We start from the raw sequence: 18,486 nt of genomic DNA on the forward strand, positions 1-18,486 counted from the left end.
GTGTTCCGGGTCCTTATGCGTACGGGAAGTTGATGATGCCCTTGGCCACGAGGCGGACGTAGAGGTCCGCGCCCATCACCGAGAACATCGATGCCCACGCCAGCGGCTGGTGCTTGGCGTTGAGCTTGGAGACGAACGTCCAGGCCTTGTAGCGCAGCGGGTGGCGCGAGAAGTGGTTGAGCCGTCCCGCGGTGATGTGCCTGCAGGAGTGGCACGACAGCGTGTACAGGTTGATCAGGATCGCGTTGGCGATCAGGATCCAGGTGCCGAGCCCGAGCGGCTTGTGGACCAGTGCTAGCACCGCGTCGTAGGCGAGGATGAGGCCGATCACGATCGCCGCGTAGAAGAAGTAGCGGTGGACGTTCTGCAGGATCAGCGGGAAGCGGCCCTCGCCCGTGTACTTGCCGTGCGGCTCCTGGACGGCGCAGGCCGGAGGCGACAGCCAGAACGAGCGGTAGTAGGACTTGCGGTAGTAGTAGCAGGTGAACCGGAACCCGCCGGGCAGGCCGAGGATCAGCAGGCCTGGCGGCAGGGTGTACCAGTCCCCGAACGGCGCGAACCCGAGGAAGCGGGCTCCCTCCGGACACGAGGTCGCCAGGCACGGGGACGAGAACGGTGCGATGTAGGGGTCGACGAAGTAACTGCCGTCGATGATCGCCCACACACCGTAGACAAGAAAGGACATCAGCCCCAAGAAGGTCAGCAGTGGCGCGAGCCACCACCGATCACTGCGCAACGTGCGCACCGTGATCCTGGCGCGCTCTCTCCTGACCTGGGGTTCAGAGGTCGTCTGGGTCATCGCGGATCTCTCCACCTCCCGCGGAATGGGTGCTACGAGGGTGGTGGAATCACTCGCCTCTCGCGCATTGGTGGGGGATACGTTACGACGATGGCATCGGGTTGTGTGAGAAGCATCACTCACTTTTTGGATGCCCGGCTGTGATTCCCGTCACCCCTGCCCGCTGCGGGGAAGTTTAACCACACTGACGAAGAAGTCGTCGATCTGCCTGACGACCCTGATGAACTGGTGAAGATCCACCGGCTTGGTCACGTAGGCGTTGGCGTGGAGGCGGTAGCTGTGCAGGATGTCCTCCTCCGCCTCGGAGGTGGTGAGGACCACGATCGGGATGCTGCGCAGGTCGGGGTCGCCCTTGACGTCGGAGAGCACCTCCCTGCCGTCCTTGCGGGGCAGGTTGAGGTCGAGCAGCATCATGTCGGGCCTGGGCATGGCCGTGTACTCGCCCTGTCTGCGCAGGAAGGCCATGGCCTGCTCGCCGTCGTTGACGACGTACAGGCTGTTGCGCACCTGGTTGAGCTCGAACGCCTCCCTGGTCAGGAGGACGTCGCCAGGGTCGTCCTCGACCAGTAGCACGTTCATGGGTCGCTCCTGCCCGGAAGGGTCCACCGCACGGTCGTGCCGCGGCCCTGCCCTTCGTGGTTGTCCAGCCAGATCCGGCCCCCGTGATACTCCACGATCTTCTTGCACAGCGCCAGTCCGATGCCGGTTCCGGGATAGCGGTCGCGGGTGTGGAGCCTCTGGAAGATCAGGAAGATCCGCTCGGCGTACTTGTCCTCGATCCCGATCCCGTTGTCGGCGCAGGAGAACTCCCACATGCCCTCGGCGTCCCTGCGGGCCTCGACGCGGACGACGGGCGGCTCGTCGCCCCTGAACTTGACGGCGTTGCCGACGAGGTTCTGGAACAGCTGGGCGAGCTGGCTCCTGTTGCCCGTCACCTCGGGCAGCGGGCCGCAGGTCACCTCGGCGCCCGTCTCCTCGATCTGGGTGGCGAGGTTGGCGACGGCGTCGGCCATCGGCAGGCCGGCGTCGAGCGGCACCTTCTCGCCGCCGATCCTGCCGACCCTGGAGAAGTCCAGCAGGTCGTTGATGAGCAGCTGCATCCGCTTGGCGCCGTCGACGGCGAAGGCGATGTACTGCTTGGCCCTGTCGTCGAGCTGGTCGCCGTACCGCTGCTCCAGCATCTGGGTGAAGCTGGCCACCTTGCGCAGCGGCTCCTGCAGGTCGTGGCTGGCGACGTAGGCGAACTGCTCGAGCTCGCCGTTGGAGCGCCTGAGCTCCTCGGCCTGCTCGTCCGACCGCCGCCACTGGGCCAGGATCCTGCGGCGCATCGCGTCGATGTGGCCCGCCAGTTCCGCCAGCTCGGCGGGCCTGTCGATGCGCAGCGGATGCTCGAAGTCGCCGTGGGCGACCGCGCGGACCTGGGCGGTGAGGTCGGCGACGGGACGCAGCACCACGTGCCTGACGATGAAGCCGATCAGCACGAGCAGGGCCACGAGGACGGCGGCCAGCACGCCGAACGCGAACGTGGAGCTCCTGGCCCGGTCGTTCAGCCGGGCGCTGCTGGTGGCGTGGAGGTTCTCCAGGTAGGTGCGCTGGGCGCTGATCGCAGCGCGCACCTCCCCGAACCTGACGCTGTTGACGCCGGCGTTCTCCCTGGTGAGCGGCGTGCCTTCGATGACGGGCTCGCCGTACTGCGCGCGCCACGCGGCGGCCGCCTTCGTGATGGCGTCGAGTCTGGGCCCTGGCACGAGGCGGTTGATGCGGCGGACGGCCTCGTCCTCGTCGGCACGGGCCTGCCGGTAGACGGCGACGTACTGGGGGTCGGTGGTCAGGCCGAAGCTTCTGGCCGCCCCCTCCTGGGCCGACAGCGCGACCGACAGGTCGAGCGTGGCCAGCGTCGCGGGGTCGACGACCTCGATCACCGTGCGACGCGCGTCGGACAGCTGGCTCAGCGTGCCCATGGTCACCGCCGCGCCCGCCAGGAGGACGAGCAGGCCGACCACGCCGGCGAACAGGAACCAGCGTCCGATCGGCAGCCTGCCGTACCCCGTGGGCGGCTTGGGGGCGGGCAGCGGGCGCAGGGCGGACACGCGGCTCATCCCTTCCTCGCGATCAGCACGGCGGCGAGATCGTCGCCGAGCGCTTCTCTGTTGATCTCCGTGACGCGCTCGATCAGCCTGTCGAGGTCGATGCCCTCCTGCTCCTCGATGATCGACAGTAATCCCTCGGTGCCGAGCAGGTCGGGCCCGCCGTCGACCGAGGCCTCGATCAGCCCGTCGGTGTAGACGAGCAGCGACCACTCGTCGCCGAGCGGCACGTCGATGGCCTTCCACTCGATCTCGGGGAAGATGCCGAGCGGCGGCCCCGAAGGACCGCCCCTGACGACGTCGATCTCGTCCCCTCTGATGAGGACCGGCGGGGGATGGCCGACGAGATGCATCGTCGCGTGGCGCAGGCCCGGCTCGATGGTGGCGGTGCAGAGCGTGGTGAAGATCTCGGGAGACCTGCGCTCGTGCCTGAGCACGGTGTCGAGCGTCCGGAGCGCGTCGTTGCCGTGCCGTCCCGCCAGTGTCAGCGTGCGCCAGGCGATGCGGAGCGCGACCCCGAGCGCGGCCTCGTCGGGGCCGTGGCCGCACACGTCGCCGACCACGGTGTGGATCGCCCCGTCGGGACCCTGGACGGTGTCGTAGAAGTCGCCGGCCAGCAGCGAGCGCTGCCGTCCGGGGAGGTAGCGGGTGTGGTGCTCGACAGAACCGGGCGCGAGCAGCGGCACGGGCAGCAGGCCGTGCTCCAGGCGGGTGTTCTCCCTGCGGATCAGCTCCGACTGGATGAGCCGCTGGTGGGCCAGGTCGGCGCGTTTGCGTTCGAGGGCGTAACGGATGGCCCTGGCCAGCAGGCGGGCGTCGACGTCCCCCTTGACCAGGTAGTCCTCGGCGCCCTCTGCCACCGCCGCGATGCCGACGTGCGCGTCGTTGAGCCCGGTGAGCACGAGCACGGCCACGTCCGGCGCCATGGCCAGCACGTGGCGCAGCGCCTCCATACCGCTCGCGTCGGGCAGCGAGAGGTCGACGAGAACGCACTGGATGTCACGGGTGAAGCGTTCCTTCGCCTCGGCCATGCTGCGCACCCACGTGATCCTCGGCGGCTTCTCCACCTCCTGCAGCAGCTCCTCGACCAGGAACGCGTCGCCTGCGTCATCCTCGATGAGCAGCAGAGGCGGCATTTCAGGCAGGCCGTGTGCTGTCACGTACACCTCTGATGAGCTCGACGCCTTGGGGGAGTTCGCCCCCATGTTCCGCTTCCGCGAGGAAGAAGAGCAAGGTGGCGCGGAAGGCCTGGGCCGCCCTGGTCTGTTCGACGTCCTTGCGGTGCGCCAGGGCGATCGTACGGCGCAGCCCCGGCGGCGCGAGGGGGATACCCGTCAGGCCCGGCCGGCCGTCCAGCACCATCGACGGCACCACCGCCACCCCGAGGCCCGCCTCCACGAAGCGCAGCACCGCGTCCATCTCGCCGCCCTCGACCGCGAACCTGGGCTCGAACCCCGCCTGCCTGCAGGCTGCCAGCGTCGCCTCCCGCAGGTCGTAGCCGCGCCTGAACATCACCATGGGCCGCCCGCGCAGGTCCTCTATCCGCAGGTACGGCCTGCGCACGCGCTCATGCGAAGGCGAGGCGACCACGAGGTTCTCGCGCAGGATCTCCTCGGTCACCAGGGCTGGGTCGTCGCTCTGCAGCGGCATGATGATCACTGAGAGGTCGAGCTGCCCCCTGGCGAGCGCTCTAACCAGGTCACGCGAGCCGCCCTCCTCCACCAGCAGCTCGATGCCCGGATATTCGCGATGGAAGCGCGCCAGCGCGTCGGCCAGCAGTCCCGCGCAGAGCGACGGGGTGGCGCCCAGCCGTACCCGCCCCCTCCTGAGCCCCGCCAGCTCGGCCACCTCCTGGCGGGCGGTGTCGGCGTCGGCCAGCATCCGGCGCGCCAGCGGCAGCAGCGCCTCGCCTGCGGCGGTCAGGGCGACGTTGCCCCGCGCGCGGGAGAACAGCGGCGCCCCCAGCTCCGACTCCAGCGCCTTGATCTGCTTGCTCAGCGAGGGCTGCGCCACGCGCATGCGCTCAGCGGCCTGGGTGAAGTGCCTCGTCTCCGCCACCGCGACGAAGTAGGCAAGCTGCTGGAGCTGCACTTTCCACAGCGTAGGGGGTGTGAGATTGGTCGCACGGCAGCGGGTGCCATGCCGCGCTCTACCGGAGGAATAGCCGTAGGCTATCGAAACCAGAACCGTGATGACTTGGACGGATAATGCCAGCGTAATTAGCGTCGGAAGACGTGACAGCCACGATTGAGCGCGGATCCGCCACCGCGCCGGTTACCTCCCCAGCCAAGGCGCCCAAGCCACCGGCCAAGCCTTCAACGTCCAAGAAGACCGGCGGGTTCCTGGGCTCCTCGAACGGCAAGAAGGCCGTGATGGCCGTCACGGGCGCCATCCTTGTGCTGTTCCTGCTCCTTCACATGGCCGGCAACCTCAAGATCTTCCTCAGCAAGGCCTCCTTCGACGAGTACGCGCACTTCCTGCGCGTCATGGGCGAGCCGCTCGTGCCGTACCGCACGGTGCTGACGCTCACCGAGGTCGTCCTGTTCGTCAGCGTCGTCCTGCACATGTGGGCGGCCATCACGCTGGCCAGGCGCGCGTCCAAGGCCCGCCCGGTGAAGTACGCGGTCAAGAAGTCGCAGGCCAAGGGCTACACCACGCACATCATGCGGTTCGGCGGCATCACGATCGCGCTGTTCGTCATCTGGCACCTGCTCGACCTGACCTTCGGCGTCGTCAACCCGGCGGGCTTCGACTCCAACCCGTCCGAGCGGCTGATCGACGGCTTCCAGCCCGGACGCTGGTGGGTGACCGTCTTCTACGTCGTCGCCGTCGTGATGGTGGGTCTCCACCTGCGCCACGGCCTGTGGAGCATGTTCCAGACGCTCGGCTGGTCGAACGGCAGCCGCTACAGGACGCTGAACGCCGTGGCAGGCCTGATCTCGGCCGTGCTGGTCATCGGCTTCCTCGCCGTGCCGTTCGCCGTCATGACTGGAGTGGTGAAGTGAATTACACCGAGGGTCCCGACATCAGGGACACCAAGGCTCCCTCCGGGCCGATCGAGGAGCGGTGGGAGAAGCGGAAGTTCAGCGCCAAGCTGGTCAACCCGGCCAACAAGCGCAAGCTGAACGTCATCGTGGTCGGCACGGGACTCGCGGGCGGCTCGGCCGCCGCGACGCTCGGCGAGCTCGGCTACAACGTCAAGTCCTTCTGCTACCAGGACTCGCCCAGGCGCGCGCACTCCATCGCCGCGCAGGGCGGCATCAACGCCGCGAAGAACTACCGCGGCGACGGTGACTCGATCTACCGGCTGTTCTACGACACGGTCAAGGGCGGCGACTTCCGCGCCCGCGAGTCGAACGTCTACCGGCTCGCCCAGGTGTCGGTGAACATCATCGACCAGGCCGTCGCCCAGGGCGTGCCGTTCGCCCGCGAGTACGGCGGGCTGCTCGACACCCGCTCCTTCGGCGGCGCCCAGGTCTCCCGTACCTTCTACGCGCGCGGCCAGACGGGCCAGCAGCTCCTGCTCGGCGCCTACCAGGCACTGGAGCGGCAGGTGGCGGCGGGCACCGTGGAGATGTTCACCAGGCACGAGATGCTCGAGCTGATCGTCTCCGACGGCAGGGCGCGCGGCATCATCGTCCGCGACATGGTCACCGGCGAGATCGAGCGGCACACGGCCGACGCGGTCGTGCTGGCCACCGGCGGCTACGGCAACGTCTTCTACCTGTCGACGAACGCCAAGGGCTGCAACACCACGGCGATCTGGCGGGCGCACGAGAAGGGCGCCTACTTCGCCAACCCCTGCTACACGCAGATCCACCCGACCTGCATCCCGGTCTCCGGCGAGTACCAGTCGAAGCTGACGCTGATGTCGGAGTCGTTGCGCAACGACGGCCGGGTGTGGGTGCCGCTGTCCAAGGGCGACTCGCGGGCTCCGGGGGAGATCCCCGAGGAGGAGCGCGACTACTACCTGGAGCGGATCTACCCCGCCTTCGGCAACCTGGTGCCGCGTGACATCGCCTCCCGCGCCGCCAAGAACGTCTGCGACGAGGGCCGCGGCGTCGGCCCCGGCGGGCTCGGCGTCTACCTGGACTTCCGCGACGCGATCAACCGCCTCGGGCGCGACGCCGTCGAGAAGAAGTACGGCAACCTCTTCGAGATGTACGAGCGCATCACCGGCGAGAACCCCTACGACACGCCGATGCGCATCTACCCCGCCGTCCACTACACGATGGGCGGCCTGTGGGTGGACTACGACCTGCAGTCCACGATCCCCGGCCTGTTCGTGATCGGCGAGGCGAACTTCTCCGACCACGGCGCCAACAGGCTGGGCGCCTCCGCGCTGATGCAGGGCCTGGCCGACGGCTACTTCGTCCTGCCGACCACCATCGGCGACTACCTGGCCAACGGTCCCTACGGCGAGGTCGACGAGGAGGCCGTCGCCGAGGCCGAGATCAAGGTCCGCGAGAAGATCAACAAGCTGCTGTCGATCAACGGCACCCGCACTCCCGACTCCTTCCACCGCGAGCTCGGCAAGATCATGTGGGACTACTGCGGCATGGAGCGCACCGAGGAGTCGCTGCGCAAGGCGCTGGAGCTGATCCCCTCGCTGCGCGAGGAGTTCTGGCGCAACGTCAAGGTCTCCGGCACCGCCGAGGAGCTCAACCAGGTACTGGAGAAGGCAGGGCGGGTCGCCGACTTCTTCGACCTGGCCGAGCTCATGTGCCTGGACGCCCTGGTCCGCACCGAGTCGTGCGGCGGCCACTTCCGCGCCGAGTCGCAGGACGCCGACGGTGAGGCGCTGCGCGACGACGAGCACTTCGCGCACGTGTCGGCGTGGGAGCGCGGCCCCGAGGGCCCGGTGCTGCACAAGGAACCGCTCGAGTACGAGTACGTCAAGATGAGCCAGCGGAGTTACAAGTGAACCTGACCCTCAAGGTCTGGCGCCAGAGCGGTCCCGACGACGCCGGCCGGATGGTGACCTACCAGGCCAAGGACGTGTCGCCGGACATGTCCTTCCTGGAGATGCTCGACGTCGTCAACGAGCAGCTGATCCTCTCGGGTGACGACCCGATCGCCTTCGACCACGACTGCCGCGAGGGCATCTGCGGCATGTGCGGCATGGTGATCAACGGCGTGGCGCACGGCGAGCAGCGCGCCACCACCACGTGCCAGCTGCACATGCGCCACTTCGAGGACGGCGCCACCATCACCATCGAGCCGTGGCGTGCCGCGCCGTTCCCCGTGGTGAAGGACCTGGTCGTCGACAGGTCGGCGTTCGACCGCATCATCCAGGCGGGCGGCTTCATCTCCGTTCCCGCCGGCTCGGCCCCCGACGCGCACAGCCTTCCCGTGCGCAAGGAGGACGCCGACGACGCCTTCGACGCGGCCACCTGCATCGGCTGCGGCGCGTGCGTGGCGGCCTGCCCGAACGGCTCGGCCTCGCTGTTCACCGCCGCGAAGATCACCCACCTGTCGCTGCTGCCGCAGGGCCAGCCCGAGCGCATCACCCGCGCCAAGGCGATGGTGGACCAGATGGACGCCGAGGGCTTCGGCGGATGCACCAACACCGGCGAGTGCACGGCGGTCTGCCCGAAGGGGATCCCGCTCGACACCATCGCCAGGATGAACGGCGATTTCCTCAAGGCCAACTCCAAGTAGTCCACGCGCGCCGCGAGCCGCCCCCTGCCCGGGGTACGGCTCGCGGCGTTCCGGGGCCGCCGCCCGATAGGGCATGCTGTGCACGCGACGCCATGGAGGCGGCAGACGTGGGGGTTGGCGGCGAATGATCCGGGTGCTGTTGGCCGAGGACCAGCGGATCCTTCTCGAGGCGCTGGCGACGCTGCTCGCCCTCGAATCCGACATGGAGGTCGTCGCCACCGTGGAGACGGGCGACGCGATCGTGCCCGCCGCGCTGGAACACCGTCCGGACGTGGCGGTGATCGACATCGACCTGCCGGTGACCGACGGGATCACCGCCGCGGCGGCGCTGCGCGAGCGGCTTCCCGCGTGCGCGACGGTGATCCTCACCGCCCTGGCCAGACCCGCCCACCTGAAGCGGGCGCTGGCGGCGGGTGTGGGCGGATTCCTGCCGAAGGAGACCACGCCCGAGAACCTGGCCGAGGCGATCCGCAAGGTGCGGGCGGGCGAACGGGTGGTGGACCAGCGGCTGGCGCTGGCCGCGCTCGAAGCGCCGGAGAGCCCGCTGACCCCGCGGGAGGCGGAGATCCTCCGGCTGCTCGCCTCCGGAGCCGACGCCGCGAAGATCGCCGCTGATCTGTTCCTGTCCGAGGGGACCGTGCGCAACTATCTCGCGTCCGCGGTGACCAAGCTGAACGCACGCAACAGGCTCGACGCCGTCCGCATCGCCGGAGACGCGGGCTGGCTCTGACGTCAGGCCAGCTCGGCGGAGATCGTGAAGCGGCCGCCCGCCAGCTCGGTGGCGAGTCTGCCGCCCGCCGAGGTGACGCGTTCGCGCAGGTTGGCGAGGCCGAGGCCGCCGCTGTCCGCCGCGGGCCTGACGCCGTCGTTGACCACGGTCAGCCGCGAGGGCGTGCAGGTGATCGTGACGTGCATGGCGACGCTGTGACGTAGCAGGTTGGTGACCGACTCCCTGAGCACCGGCGCCAGCGCCGCCGGGGGATGGCCGCTCACCTGGATGTCCACCTCGATGCCCGCGGCCTCCAGTACAGCCCGTGCCGCCTCCAACTCCTCGGGGAAGGACAGGTCGCCGGACGAGCGCGCCACGGCGTAGGACTCGTCGCGGACCCGCCTGCTCAGCTCGACGAGGCCGTCGAGATCGGCGCGGGTGTGGCCGGTCCGCAGCAGGACGTCGCACCTGAGCGCGATCGCCGACAGGCCGAAGCCCATGAGGTCGTGCACGTCGCGCGAGAGCCGCAGCCTCTCTGTCAGCACGGTCATCCTGACCAGCCGCTCCCTGCTCTCGTGCAGGTCGGCGGCCAGGTCGGCCAGCTTCGCCGCCCCGTAGAGGTTGATGATCATGGCCAGGTTGCCCGCGACCCAGTAGATCCTCACGACGACGGCGTCGTAGCCGGCCGCCGCTTCGGCGGGGATGCGCATCGTGCCGATGACCGTCATGACCAGCCCCGCGAGCAGGAACGACCACGGCGGTCTGACCTTGAGCAGGAACGAGACGGCTACGAAGCCGGCTATCGCGCCCCACTCCCAGCCCAGGAAGCTCATGGGCACCAGCGAGAGCGCGGCCTGGAGCGGCAGGAGCCATCGGACATGGCGTGGCCACACCACCACGCCGACCTGCAGGAAGGCGACGGCCAGCACGAGGGGGAGGTAGCCGAGCCGCTGCAGGCCGATGTTCGCCTGGGTCTGCCAGACGTGCATGGTCAGCGTGACCACCAGCGCGCCGTACATCAGCAGGGGTCTAGGCGGCTCGCGGGTGGGAACGGACGTGTCGCGGTGGCCCACGGCCACCTCGCGCACCTTTCCGAGCGTGGCGCGGGCGAGGCCGGCGGCGCGCCGGATCTCATGGGCGGCCTCCCGGTCGTGGTCCCTCGCCCGTTCCAGCGCGGCCGTGATCGCGGACAGGTGGTCGCCGAGCGCGCCGCGCAGCCGTACGGCGGCGCGCAGCCGTTCCTGGGCGAGGGTCTCCCGCGACAGCTCGTCGCGGGTGGCGTGCAGCCGGCCGGTCAGCCTCGCCATGTGCACGAGGATGAAGCAGGCGAGCCCCGCGTTGAGGGCCGCGACGAACGGCCAGGCCAGGTCGCCCACGGTGTGGGCCGGCCACCACGACGTGTGCACCGCGGCGGCGACGACGCCCGCCACGATCGACAGCGGCCAGCGGATCCAGTGGTGGACGGCGAGCAGGAGGGTGGCCACGATGAAGCCGCTCCCCACGTGCCACATGCCGGACAGGAAGGCCGGCGGTCCGTAGGTGAGCGCCGTCTGCGCCGCCACGTACCACCAGCCCCCGCGCGCGGCCCCGGCCGCCACCACGACGACGACGATCTGGAGGGCGAGGAGCGTACCCACCACCAGGGCGTGGGACACGGTCGGGGCGATGGCCAGGTTCCTGGTCATCATGACGACCCAGTAGGCGACCAGCCAGGCGGCCACGATCATGCGCGGCATGTGCATCCCGCACGTCCTTTCCCCCGCGGACCGCAGTCCGACCTCGCGCACCGCGCACTACAACCGTCCCGGGCGTCCCGAGATGCTTGAGGCGTACCAAAACTAGCCCAAACGGGGATATTTCATGACTGATATCAGTGGTGTCGTCGAGCGGTACCTGGCGGCGTGGAACGAGACGGACGCCGACGCCCGCGCCAAGCTGGTCGCGGACCTCTGGACCGAGGACGGCGGCTACACCGACCCGCTGGCCGCGGTGACGGGACACGAGGCGATCAGCGCGCTCATCGGCGGGGCGCAGGGCATGTTCCCCGGTTTCGTCTTCACCCCGGGCGGTCCCGTGGACGGACACCACAACCTCGTCAGGTTCACCTGGAACGCGGCGCCGGCGGGCATGACCGAGCCCGTGGTCGTCGGGTTCGACGTGGCGGTGCTGGACGAGGACGGGCGCATCGTCCAGGTCCACGGCTTCCTCGACAAGGTCCCCGCCTCCTGACGGATCGCCCGCGGGGATCGGGAGGCGGTGCCCGGTCCTCTCGGGCAGGATGGCCGGGACGGCTCCCGAGTCATGACATCGGAGGAAACAGGCATGCACCTGCACTTCAGAGGGACGATCCTGCCCGAAGACGACGTGCGCGACCTGTGGGTGGTCGGCGACCGCCTGACCTTCGACCGGCCCGCGGGCGAGTCGGTGACGGTGACGGCTCGGCCTTCCTGGTCTGGCCGAAGGCGGGCTCGCCGATCTGGTCGTCTACGCGGCCGATCCCCGCGCCGAGCCGGAGGTCCTGCGATACCCCCTTCACGTCGTGCTGCGCGGGCGCAGGGCGGTCACCAGGCCGCCCGCGGGGGAGTGACCCCTGTGGCTGGTGGGGACGGAAAACCGATTGCCTGATCAGCGGGAACTTTGTCAATCTTGACGGGCTATGCGCTCCCTACCCCATGCCGATCCCGGCACCCCTGACTTCCGCACGCCCATGCGCTACCTCCTCTGGACGGCGCGCAGCCAGGCGGGCGCCCTTGCCGTAGGCATCGGATACGCCACGCTGTGGTGGCTGGCCCAGGCGCTCATGCCGCACGTGCTCGGCAGGGGCATCGACGCGGTCCAGGGCAAGGACTCCAGCGCCCTGGTGACCTGGTCGGCCGTGCTGTTCGGGCTGGGGCTCGTGCAGGCCTTCGCGGGCATCATGCGCCACAGGCTCGCCGTCTACAACTGGCTGGCCGCCGCCTACCGCACCGTCCAGGTGACGACCAGGCAGGCGACCAGGCTGGGCGCGACGCTGCCCAAGCGGCTGTCGACAGGCGAGGTGGTGAGCGTCGGCAACTCCGACATCGCCCACATCGGCAACTCGATGGACATCCTGCTGCGCGGCACGGGCTCGGTCGTGGCGATCGTCACGGTGACCGTGATCATGATCTCCACGTCGCTGGAGCTCGGGCTGCTGGTGCTCATCGGCGTGCCGCTGATGGCGGTCGCCGTCGGACCGCTGCTCAAACCGCTGCACAAGCGGCAGCAGGCGCACAGGGAGCTCCAGGGCGAGCTGTCCACCAGGGCCGCCGACATCGTCGCCGGCCTGCGCGTGCTGCGCGGCATCGGCGGCGAGCAGGTCTTCTCCGAGCGCTACCGCGAGGAGTCCCAGCGGGTACGGCACGCGGGCGTCCGCGTGGCGCGCGTGGAGTCGATGCTGGAGGGCGCGCAGATCCTCCTGCCGGGCCTGCTGATCGCGATCGTCACCGGCATCGGCGCCTCCTTCGCCATCGGCGGGCAGATCAGGACGGGCCAGCTGGTCGAGTTCTACGTCTACGCGGTGTTCCTGATCGGCCCCATGCGCACGCTCACCGAGGCCGCCGACAAGCTCACCAAGGGCCACGTCGCCGCCCGCAGGGTCGTCAGGATCCTGGCGATCGAGCCCGAGGTGTCCGGCGGCGGCGAGTCCTCGCAGGGCGGCCTGCTGCACGACGTCAAGAGCGGCGTCTCGGTCCAGCCCGGCGTGCTGACCGCCATCGCGGCCGGCACGCCCGAGGACGCCATCGAGATCGCCGACCGCCTCGGCCGCTACACCGACGGCGAGGTCTCCTTCGGCGGCACCGACCTCGGGTCGCTGCCGCTGAGCGAGGTCCGCGCCAGGGTTCTGGTCGCCGACAACAACGCCAGGCTGTTCGCGGGCAGGCTCCGCGACGAGCTCGACGTCCGCGGCGGCGCCTCGCAGGAGGCCGTACGGCGGGCGCTGCACACCGCGTGCGCCGAGGACATCGTGGAGGCGCTCCCCGACGGCCTCGACGCCCACGTGGCCGAGGCGGGGCGGGAGTTCTCCGGCGGTCAGCAGCAGCGCCTGCGCCTGGCGAGGGCGCTGGTCGCCGACCCCGAGGTGCTCATCCTGGTCGAGCCGACCAGCGCGGTCGACGCGCACAGCGAGGCGCGCATCGCCGACCGGCTGGCCAGGGCGCGCGCGGGAAGGACGACGCTGGTCTGCACGACCAGCCCGCTGGTGCTCGACCGCACCGAGCACGTGATCTATGTGGAGGGCGGCAGGGTGATCGCCGAGGGCGCGCACCGTGAGCTGCTCGCCACCGAACCCGCCTACGCGGCGACAGTGACGAGAGGGGAGGACTGACATGGCTCGGGAGATTCTTCCTGTCGCCGACCAGGCGCAGGTGCGTGCCTACGCCCGGCGGCTGACGTTGAAGTACCCGCGTGAGCTGACCTTCGCGCTCGCGCTGCACGCGCTGGCCGCGGTGGCGGGGCTCGCCGTACCGTGGCAGCTCGGGCGGCTGGTGCAGGACGTGCAGGAGGGCGCGGACGTCAACGGCGTCCTGGTGGCCGTCGGCATCGGAACGTTCCTGGTGCTGCAGTCTGCGCTGGTCCGCTTCGCCGTGCTGGGCTCCTCCAGGCTCGGCGAGAAGGTGCTCGCCGAGCTGCGGGAGGAGTTCGTCGAGCGGGTGCTGGCGCTGCCGCTGTCCACGGTCGAGCGGGCGGGCTCCGGCGACCTGATCACGCGGACGTCGCGCGACGTCGACTCGCTGTCCAGGACCGTCCGCCACGCGGTGCCGGAGACGCTGATCGCGCTCGTCACGGGGGCGATCACCGTCGGGGCGATGTTGCTGGTCAGCCCGCTGCTCATGCTGCCGATGCTGCTGGCCGCACCCATCATCTGGATCTCCACCCGGTGGTACCTCAACCGGGCGCGCGACGGGTACCTGCGTGAGAACGCCGCCTACGCGGACATGACGGAGGGACTGGCCGAGACGGTCGAGGGCGCCCGCACGGTCGAGGCCCTCGGCCTGCAGGACAGGCGGCACGCCCGCACCGACGGCGACATCTCGCGCTCGTGGGCGGCCGAGCGTTACACGCTGGGCCTGCGCACGGTGTGGTTCCCCGCCGTCGAGCTGGGCTACGTGATCCCCGTGGTCGTCGCGCTGCTGGTCGGCGGGATGTTCTACATCAACGACTGGGTGACGATCTTCCAGGTCACCGCGGCCGTCCTGTACGCGCAGCAGCTCATCGACCCGCTCGACAGGTTCCTGATGTGGATCGACGAGCTGCAGGTCGGCGGGGCCGCGATGGCGCGCCTGCTGGGCGTGGCCAACGTGCCGGACGACCGTACGGCCGGCGCGGACGCCCCGCGCGGCGAGCACCTGGTGGCCACCGACGTCAGGTACGCCTACCGCGAGGGGCATGACGTCCTGCACGGCGTCTCGCTGTCGCTGCGGCCCGGGGAGCGGCTGGCCATGGTCGGCCCCTCCGGAGCGGGCAAGTCGACGCTCGGCAGGCTGCTGGCCGGCATCCACGGCCCGCGCACGGGCGAGGTCACGGTCGGCGGCGTGCCGCTGGTCGACCTGCCGCTCGACGACCTGCGGGGGCACGTGGCGCTGGTGACCCAGGAGCACCACGTCTTCCGCGGTTCGCTGCGCGACAACCTGCTGATCGCCAGGCCGTCGGCGTCGACCGACGAGGTGCTGGAGGCGCTCGGGGCCGTCGACGCGATGGAGTGGGTGGACTCGCTGCCCGAGGGGCTCGACACGATGGTCGGCTCGGGCGGCACGGCGATCTCGCCCGCGCACGCCCAGCAGCTCGCGCTGGCGAGGCTGGTGCTGGCCGATCCGCACACGCTGGTGCTGGACGAGGCGACGTCGCTGATCGATCCGCGTGCCGCGCGCAACCTGGAGCGGTCGCTCGCGGCCGTCCTCGACGGGCGCACCGTGATCGCGATCGCGCACCGGCTCTACACCGCGCACGACGCCGACCGGGTGGCGGTCGTGGAGGACGGGCGCATCAGCGAGCTGGGCTCGCACGACGAGCTGGTCGCCGAGGGCGGCTCCTACGCCGCCCTGTGGGCCAGCTGGCACGGCGCCCCCGCGCCGACCGCGCGCTGATCACTTCCAGAAGCGCACCTCGGGGTAGGCCTGGGACGGGCCGTCGAGCAACGGCCCGTCCTTGCCCTTCAGCTGCCGGTCGACGAAGGCGGCGACGTAGGCGCGGGTGATCTTCAGTGCGCGCTCGCCCTCGATCGCGCTCCCGGGAAGGCCGAGTTGCGGCCTGAGCACCGCGTAGTCGACGAAGGCCGCGTGGTCGGTCCCCTTCACGGTGATCCACCGCTTCCACCCCTTGAGGTTGGCCCACGACTGCTTCCACGTGGTGTCACGGCCCTCGGGCGTGTGGTCGGTGGTGCCGACCATCATCACCGGCCTGTCCAGCTCCGCCACGACGGGATGGAACGTCCCGTCGAGGTTCACCGCCGCCTTCACCCTGCTGTCGGCCAGCAGCGACTGCACGGCGCTGTTGCCGCCCATCGAGTGGCCGACGCCGACGATCCTCGCCCGGTCGGCGAGCCCGCGCCCGATCAGCTCGTCGAGGACGAACCGCAGGTCGGCGACCCTCACCCCGGCGACCTTCGCCCCGTCCTGGCCGCGCACGCAGGCCAGACAGGTGGTGGTCCGGCCGTCGGGGAAGGTCGTGGCGACCGACTCGTAGGTGTGCTCGACGGCCGCCACCAGGTAGCCCCTGGCGGCGAGGTCCTCGGCCAGCGAGGTCAGCGTGGCCTTCGGGAAGGTGAAGCCCGGTGACATCAGCACAAGCGGCATGCGCAGGCCCTTGGGCGGAGGGGTCAGCCTGGCGTGCGTCCTGGTCCTGACCAGCGCGTCCGGCGGCACGTCGAAGCCCTTCAGTACGGCCGCGGACTCCTCCTTCGTCATGTACGGCGCGCGCCTGCCGCCAGGCTTGGTGGCCGGGTACCACAGCGAGACCAGCAGCTCACGCTCGCCGGCGTCGGGGTTCCACGGGTCCGGGCGGGAGGCGTCGACCAGGTGCAGGGTGGTCGTGCCGACGGGTCGGTCGCCCGTCGGCTCGGGCAGTGCCGGCTTGGCGGCGTCGCGGGCGGTCCAGGCCGGGGCGGTCCCGGCTCGTGCCGTCCCGGCGTGGGCGGTCCCAGCGCGGAGGGCCTCGGTCTGGACGGTCCCGGTCTGTGCCGCCCCGGTCCGCGCGCTCCCGGCCTGTGCCGTCCCTGCCCGTGCGCTCCCGGCTTGGGCGGCGGCCGTGCCGTTCGCCAGCACGGCGGTGGACAGGGCTGCGACAACGAATGCGTTCCTCATGCGGATCAATCTGGCCGCCGCGACGGCGGATGGCCCGACCCGATCGTCTATCGCGATTTACGACTTTCGTCGTAAGAAGTCCGGATCGCTGCGCCGTACGCTCGGAGCATGTTGCTCGGCGCCGTGGTGTTCCTGACCTCCTTGGGCGTCGTCAACGGCCAGATGGGAGTGCCGTCCGACCTGCCGTGGCCGCTGACGACGCTGATCGCCGCTCTCGCGGGCGTGGCGGCGCTGTACGCGCGGCGAGCGTGGTGGCCGCTGGCCGTCGTGGGCGCCGTCGCCTACGTGGCGCTCGCGATGTGGCCGCCGCTGCTCGTCGCCTCCTACCTCGCCGGCACCACGTTGCGCGAGCGGCGGACCGTCGCCGCCTGCGCGGGCGGCGCGGTGGCCGTGGTCGGCCTGTCCACCTGGGTCTCGGGATGGCTCGGCGGCGAGCGGGAGCTGATGACCGGCACGTTCGCCAACGCCGCGCTCATGGGTGTGGCGGTGGTCGGGCTGCCGCTGGTCCTCGGCCTGTGGGTCAGAGCCAGGCGGGAGGTGCTCGCCGCCGCCAGGGATCGTGCCGACCGCCTCGAACGCGAGCAGGTCATGCGCGCCGAGCAGGCGCGCGCCCAGGAACGCGCCCGCATCGCCCGCGAGATGCACGACGTCGTCGCCCACCGGGTCTCGCTCATGGTCATGCACGCGGGCGCGCTCGAGGTCGGCACCTCGGACCAGCGGACGGCGGAGGCGGCCGCCCTCATCGGCGACATCGGCAGGGAGGCGCTGACCAACCTCCGCGACGTGCTCGGCGTCCTGCGGGCGCCGGCGCAGGCCGTGCCCCGGGGGCCGCAGCCCACCCTGGCCGACCTCGACGAGCTCCTCGACCGGTCACGCGCCCTCGGCATCACCCTGACCAGGCACGACGAGGGCGAGGCCCGCGCCGTCGGTCTCACGGCCGAGCGCACCGCCTACCGCGTGGTGCAGGAGGCGCTCACCAACGTCCACAAGCACGCGGGCGAGACCGCCGCCGACGTCGCCGTGCGCTTCCTGCCGTCCTCGCTGGAGGTGGTGGTCTCCAACCAGCCTCCCGTACGGCAGGCCGCCCCCCTCCCCGAGTCGGGCTGGGGGCTGGTCGGGCTGCGCGAACGGGTCGAGCTGGTCGGCGGCACCCTCCACGCCGCGCCCCGCCCGGACGGCGGCTTCGAGCTGCGTGCCAGGATTCCCGCGTGATCCGCGTCCTCATCGCCGACGACGAGGCCCTCGTCCGCTCGGGTCTGCGGTTGATCCTGGAGGCGGCGGGCGACATCGTGGTCGTCGGCGAGGCCAGGGACGGCGCCGAGGCGATCGCGGCCGCGGCGCGGCTGCGGCCCGAGGTCGTGCTGATGGACGTGCGGATGCCGGGCACCGACGGGCTCGCCGCCGCGGCCCGCCTCCTCGACGCGCCCGACGCCCCCAAGGTGGTCATGCTGACCACGTTCGACCTGGACGAGTACGTCCATGAGGCGCTGCGCATGGGGGCGGTCGGGTTCCTGCTGAAGGACACGCCGCCGCGCGAGCTGGCCGCGGCCGTACGGACCGTGGCGGGAGGGCAGGCGATGCTGTCCCCGACGGTCACCAAGCGGCTGATCTCGGCGTTCGTCGACCGGGCGCCGTCGAGGGCGGAGGCGGCGAGGCGGCGGCTTGCCTCGCTGACGGGGCGGGAGGAGGACGTGGTCAGGGCCCTGGCCAGGGGCCTGTCGAACGCGGAGGTGGGCCGCGAACTCCACCTGACGGAGGCGACCGTGAAGGCCCACGTCAGCAGGGTGCTGGCCAAGCTCGGCCTCGCCAACAGAGTCCAGGCCGCCATCCTCGTCCACGACGCCGACCTGGGTGTCTGAGCACGGCCCCGGGCGGGATCCCACCCCTCAAGGACGGGGCGGGATCCGCGAG

General features: G+C 70.7%; 16 protein-coding genes. 9 read left to right on the forward strand and 7 right to left on the reverse strand.

Annotated elements, in window-relative coordinates:
• Window positions 1-13: 13 nt before the first annotated feature.
• The 5 genes from ACFSKW_RS52825 to ACFSKW_RS52845 all read right to left on the reverse strand — a co-directional run bounded on the left by ACFSKW_RS52825 (window position 14) and on the right by ACFSKW_RS52845 (window position 4,977).
• Complete coding sequence (locus ACFSKW_RS52825) at window positions 14-799, reverse strand: hypothetical protein (protein WP_379583145.1); 786 nt, start codon at window positions 797-799, stop codon at window positions 14-16.
• Between the two features lie 150 nt (window positions 800-949).
• Entirely contained in the window at window positions 950-1,378 is a 429-nt protein-coding gene (locus ACFSKW_RS52830) for a response regulator (RefSeq protein WP_379583147.1), read from the reverse strand.
• A complete protein-coding gene (locus ACFSKW_RS52835; protein ID WP_379583149.1) occupies window positions 1,375-2,889 on the reverse strand; it encodes a sensor histidine kinase in 1,515 nt (504 codons plus the stop codon). The genes ACFSKW_RS52830 and ACFSKW_RS52835 overlap by 4 nt, the downstream gene beginning before the upstream one ends.
• Window positions 2,890-2,894: 5 nt before the next feature.
• Window positions 2,895-4,022, reverse strand: coding sequence for a PP2C family protein-serine/threonine phosphatase (locus ACFSKW_RS52840; protein WP_379583151.1), 1,128 nt, complete (start codon window positions 4,020-4,022; stop codon window positions 2,895-2,897).
• 1 nt (window position 4,023) lies between these two features.
• Entirely contained in the window at window positions 4,024-4,977 is a 954-nt protein-coding gene (locus tag ACFSKW_RS52845) for a LysR family transcriptional regulator (protein WP_379583153.1), read from the reverse strand.
• Between the two features lie 143 nt (window positions 4,978-5,120).
• Between ACFSKW_RS52845 and ACFSKW_RS52850 the strand changes: the two genes are divergently transcribed.
• From ACFSKW_RS52850 to ACFSKW_RS52865, 4 genes are all read left to right on the forward strand, one after another.
• Window positions 5,121-5,891 (forward strand): succinate dehydrogenase cytochrome b subunit, encoded by a 771-nt coding sequence (locus ACFSKW_RS52850; protein ID WP_379583155.1) that lies wholly within the window; start codon window positions 5,121-5,123, stop codon window positions 5,889-5,891.
• The gene (locus ACFSKW_RS52855) at window positions 5,888-7,810 is read left to right on the forward strand and encodes a fumarate reductase/succinate dehydrogenase flavoprotein subunit (RefSeq protein WP_379583157.1); all 1,923 of its coding nucleotides are present in this window, start codon (window positions 5,888-5,890) and stop codon (window positions 7,808-7,810) included. Before ACFSKW_RS52850 ends, ACFSKW_RS52855 begins: the two co-directional genes overlap by 4 nt.
• Window positions 7,807-8,547, forward strand: coding sequence for a succinate dehydrogenase/fumarate reductase iron-sulfur subunit (locus ACFSKW_RS52860; protein WP_379583159.1), 741 nt, complete (start codon window positions 7,807-7,809; stop codon window positions 8,545-8,547). Before ACFSKW_RS52855 ends, ACFSKW_RS52860 begins: the two co-directional genes overlap by 4 nt.
• A 124-nt stretch (window positions 8,548-8,671) precedes the next feature.
• Window positions 8,672-9,277, forward strand: coding sequence for a response regulator transcription factor (locus tag ACFSKW_RS52865; protein WP_379583161.1), 606 nt, complete (start codon window positions 8,672-8,674; stop codon window positions 9,275-9,277).
• 2 nt (window positions 9,278-9,279) lie between these two features.
• Here ACFSKW_RS52865 and ACFSKW_RS52870 read toward each other — a convergent pair whose 3' ends face one another.
• Window positions 9,280-10,998, reverse strand: coding sequence for a sensor histidine kinase (locus tag ACFSKW_RS52870; protein WP_379583162.1), 1,719 nt, complete (start codon window positions 10,996-10,998; stop codon window positions 9,280-9,282).
• Between the two features lie 118 nt (window positions 10,999-11,116).
• On the opposite strand from ACFSKW_RS52870, the gene ACFSKW_RS52875 reads away from it, so the two are divergent.
• The 3 genes from ACFSKW_RS52875 (at window position 11,117) to ACFSKW_RS52885 (ending at window position 15,360) form a co-directional block, all read left to right on the forward strand.
• On the forward strand, window positions 11,117-11,485 hold the full coding sequence (locus ACFSKW_RS52875) for a nuclear transport factor 2 family protein (RefSeq protein ID WP_379583164.1): 369 nt from the start codon (window positions 11,117-11,119) through the stop codon (window positions 11,483-11,485).
• 427 nt (window positions 11,486-11,912) lie between these two features.
• Entirely contained in the window at window positions 11,913-13,601 is a 1,689-nt protein-coding gene (locus ACFSKW_RS52880) for an ABC transporter ATP-binding protein (protein WP_379583166.1), read from the forward strand.
• Between the two features lies 1 nt (window position 13,602).
• Window positions 13,603-15,360 carry an ABC transporter ATP-binding protein gene (locus ACFSKW_RS52885; protein WP_379583168.1) on the forward strand — a complete coding sequence of 586 codons (1,758 nt, stop codon included), beginning with the start codon at window positions 13,603-13,605 and terminating at the stop codon, window positions 15,358-15,360.
• On the opposite strand, the gene ACFSKW_RS52890 is transcribed toward ACFSKW_RS52885, so the two are convergent.
• Complete coding sequence (locus ACFSKW_RS52890; RefSeq protein ID WP_379583170.1) at window positions 15,361-16,575, reverse strand: alpha/beta hydrolase family protein; 1,215 nt, start codon at window positions 16,573-16,575, stop codon at window positions 15,361-15,363.
• 108 nt (window positions 16,576-16,683) lie between these two features.
• On the opposite strand from ACFSKW_RS52890, the gene ACFSKW_RS52895 reads away from it, so the two are divergent.
• Together ACFSKW_RS52895 and ACFSKW_RS52900 are read left to right on the forward strand one after the other, a co-directional pair.
• On the forward strand, window positions 16,684-17,787 hold the full coding sequence (locus ACFSKW_RS52895; protein ID WP_379583172.1) for a sensor histidine kinase: 1,104 nt from the start codon (window positions 16,684-16,686) through the stop codon (window positions 17,785-17,787).
• Window positions 17,784-18,434: a response regulator gene (locus ACFSKW_RS52900; protein WP_379583174.1), complete on the forward strand. Its 651-nt coding sequence runs from the start codon at window positions 17,784-17,786 to the stop codon at window positions 18,432-18,434. Before ACFSKW_RS52895 ends, ACFSKW_RS52900 begins: the two co-directional genes overlap by 4 nt.
• Window positions 18,435-18,486 lie beyond the last annotated feature (52 nt).

This window comes from Nonomuraea mangrovi, from assembly GCF_042681425.1.
GTDB classification, from domain to species: Bacteria; Actinomycetota; Actinomycetes; order Streptosporangiales; family Streptosporangiaceae; genus Nonomuraea; species Nonomuraea mangrovi.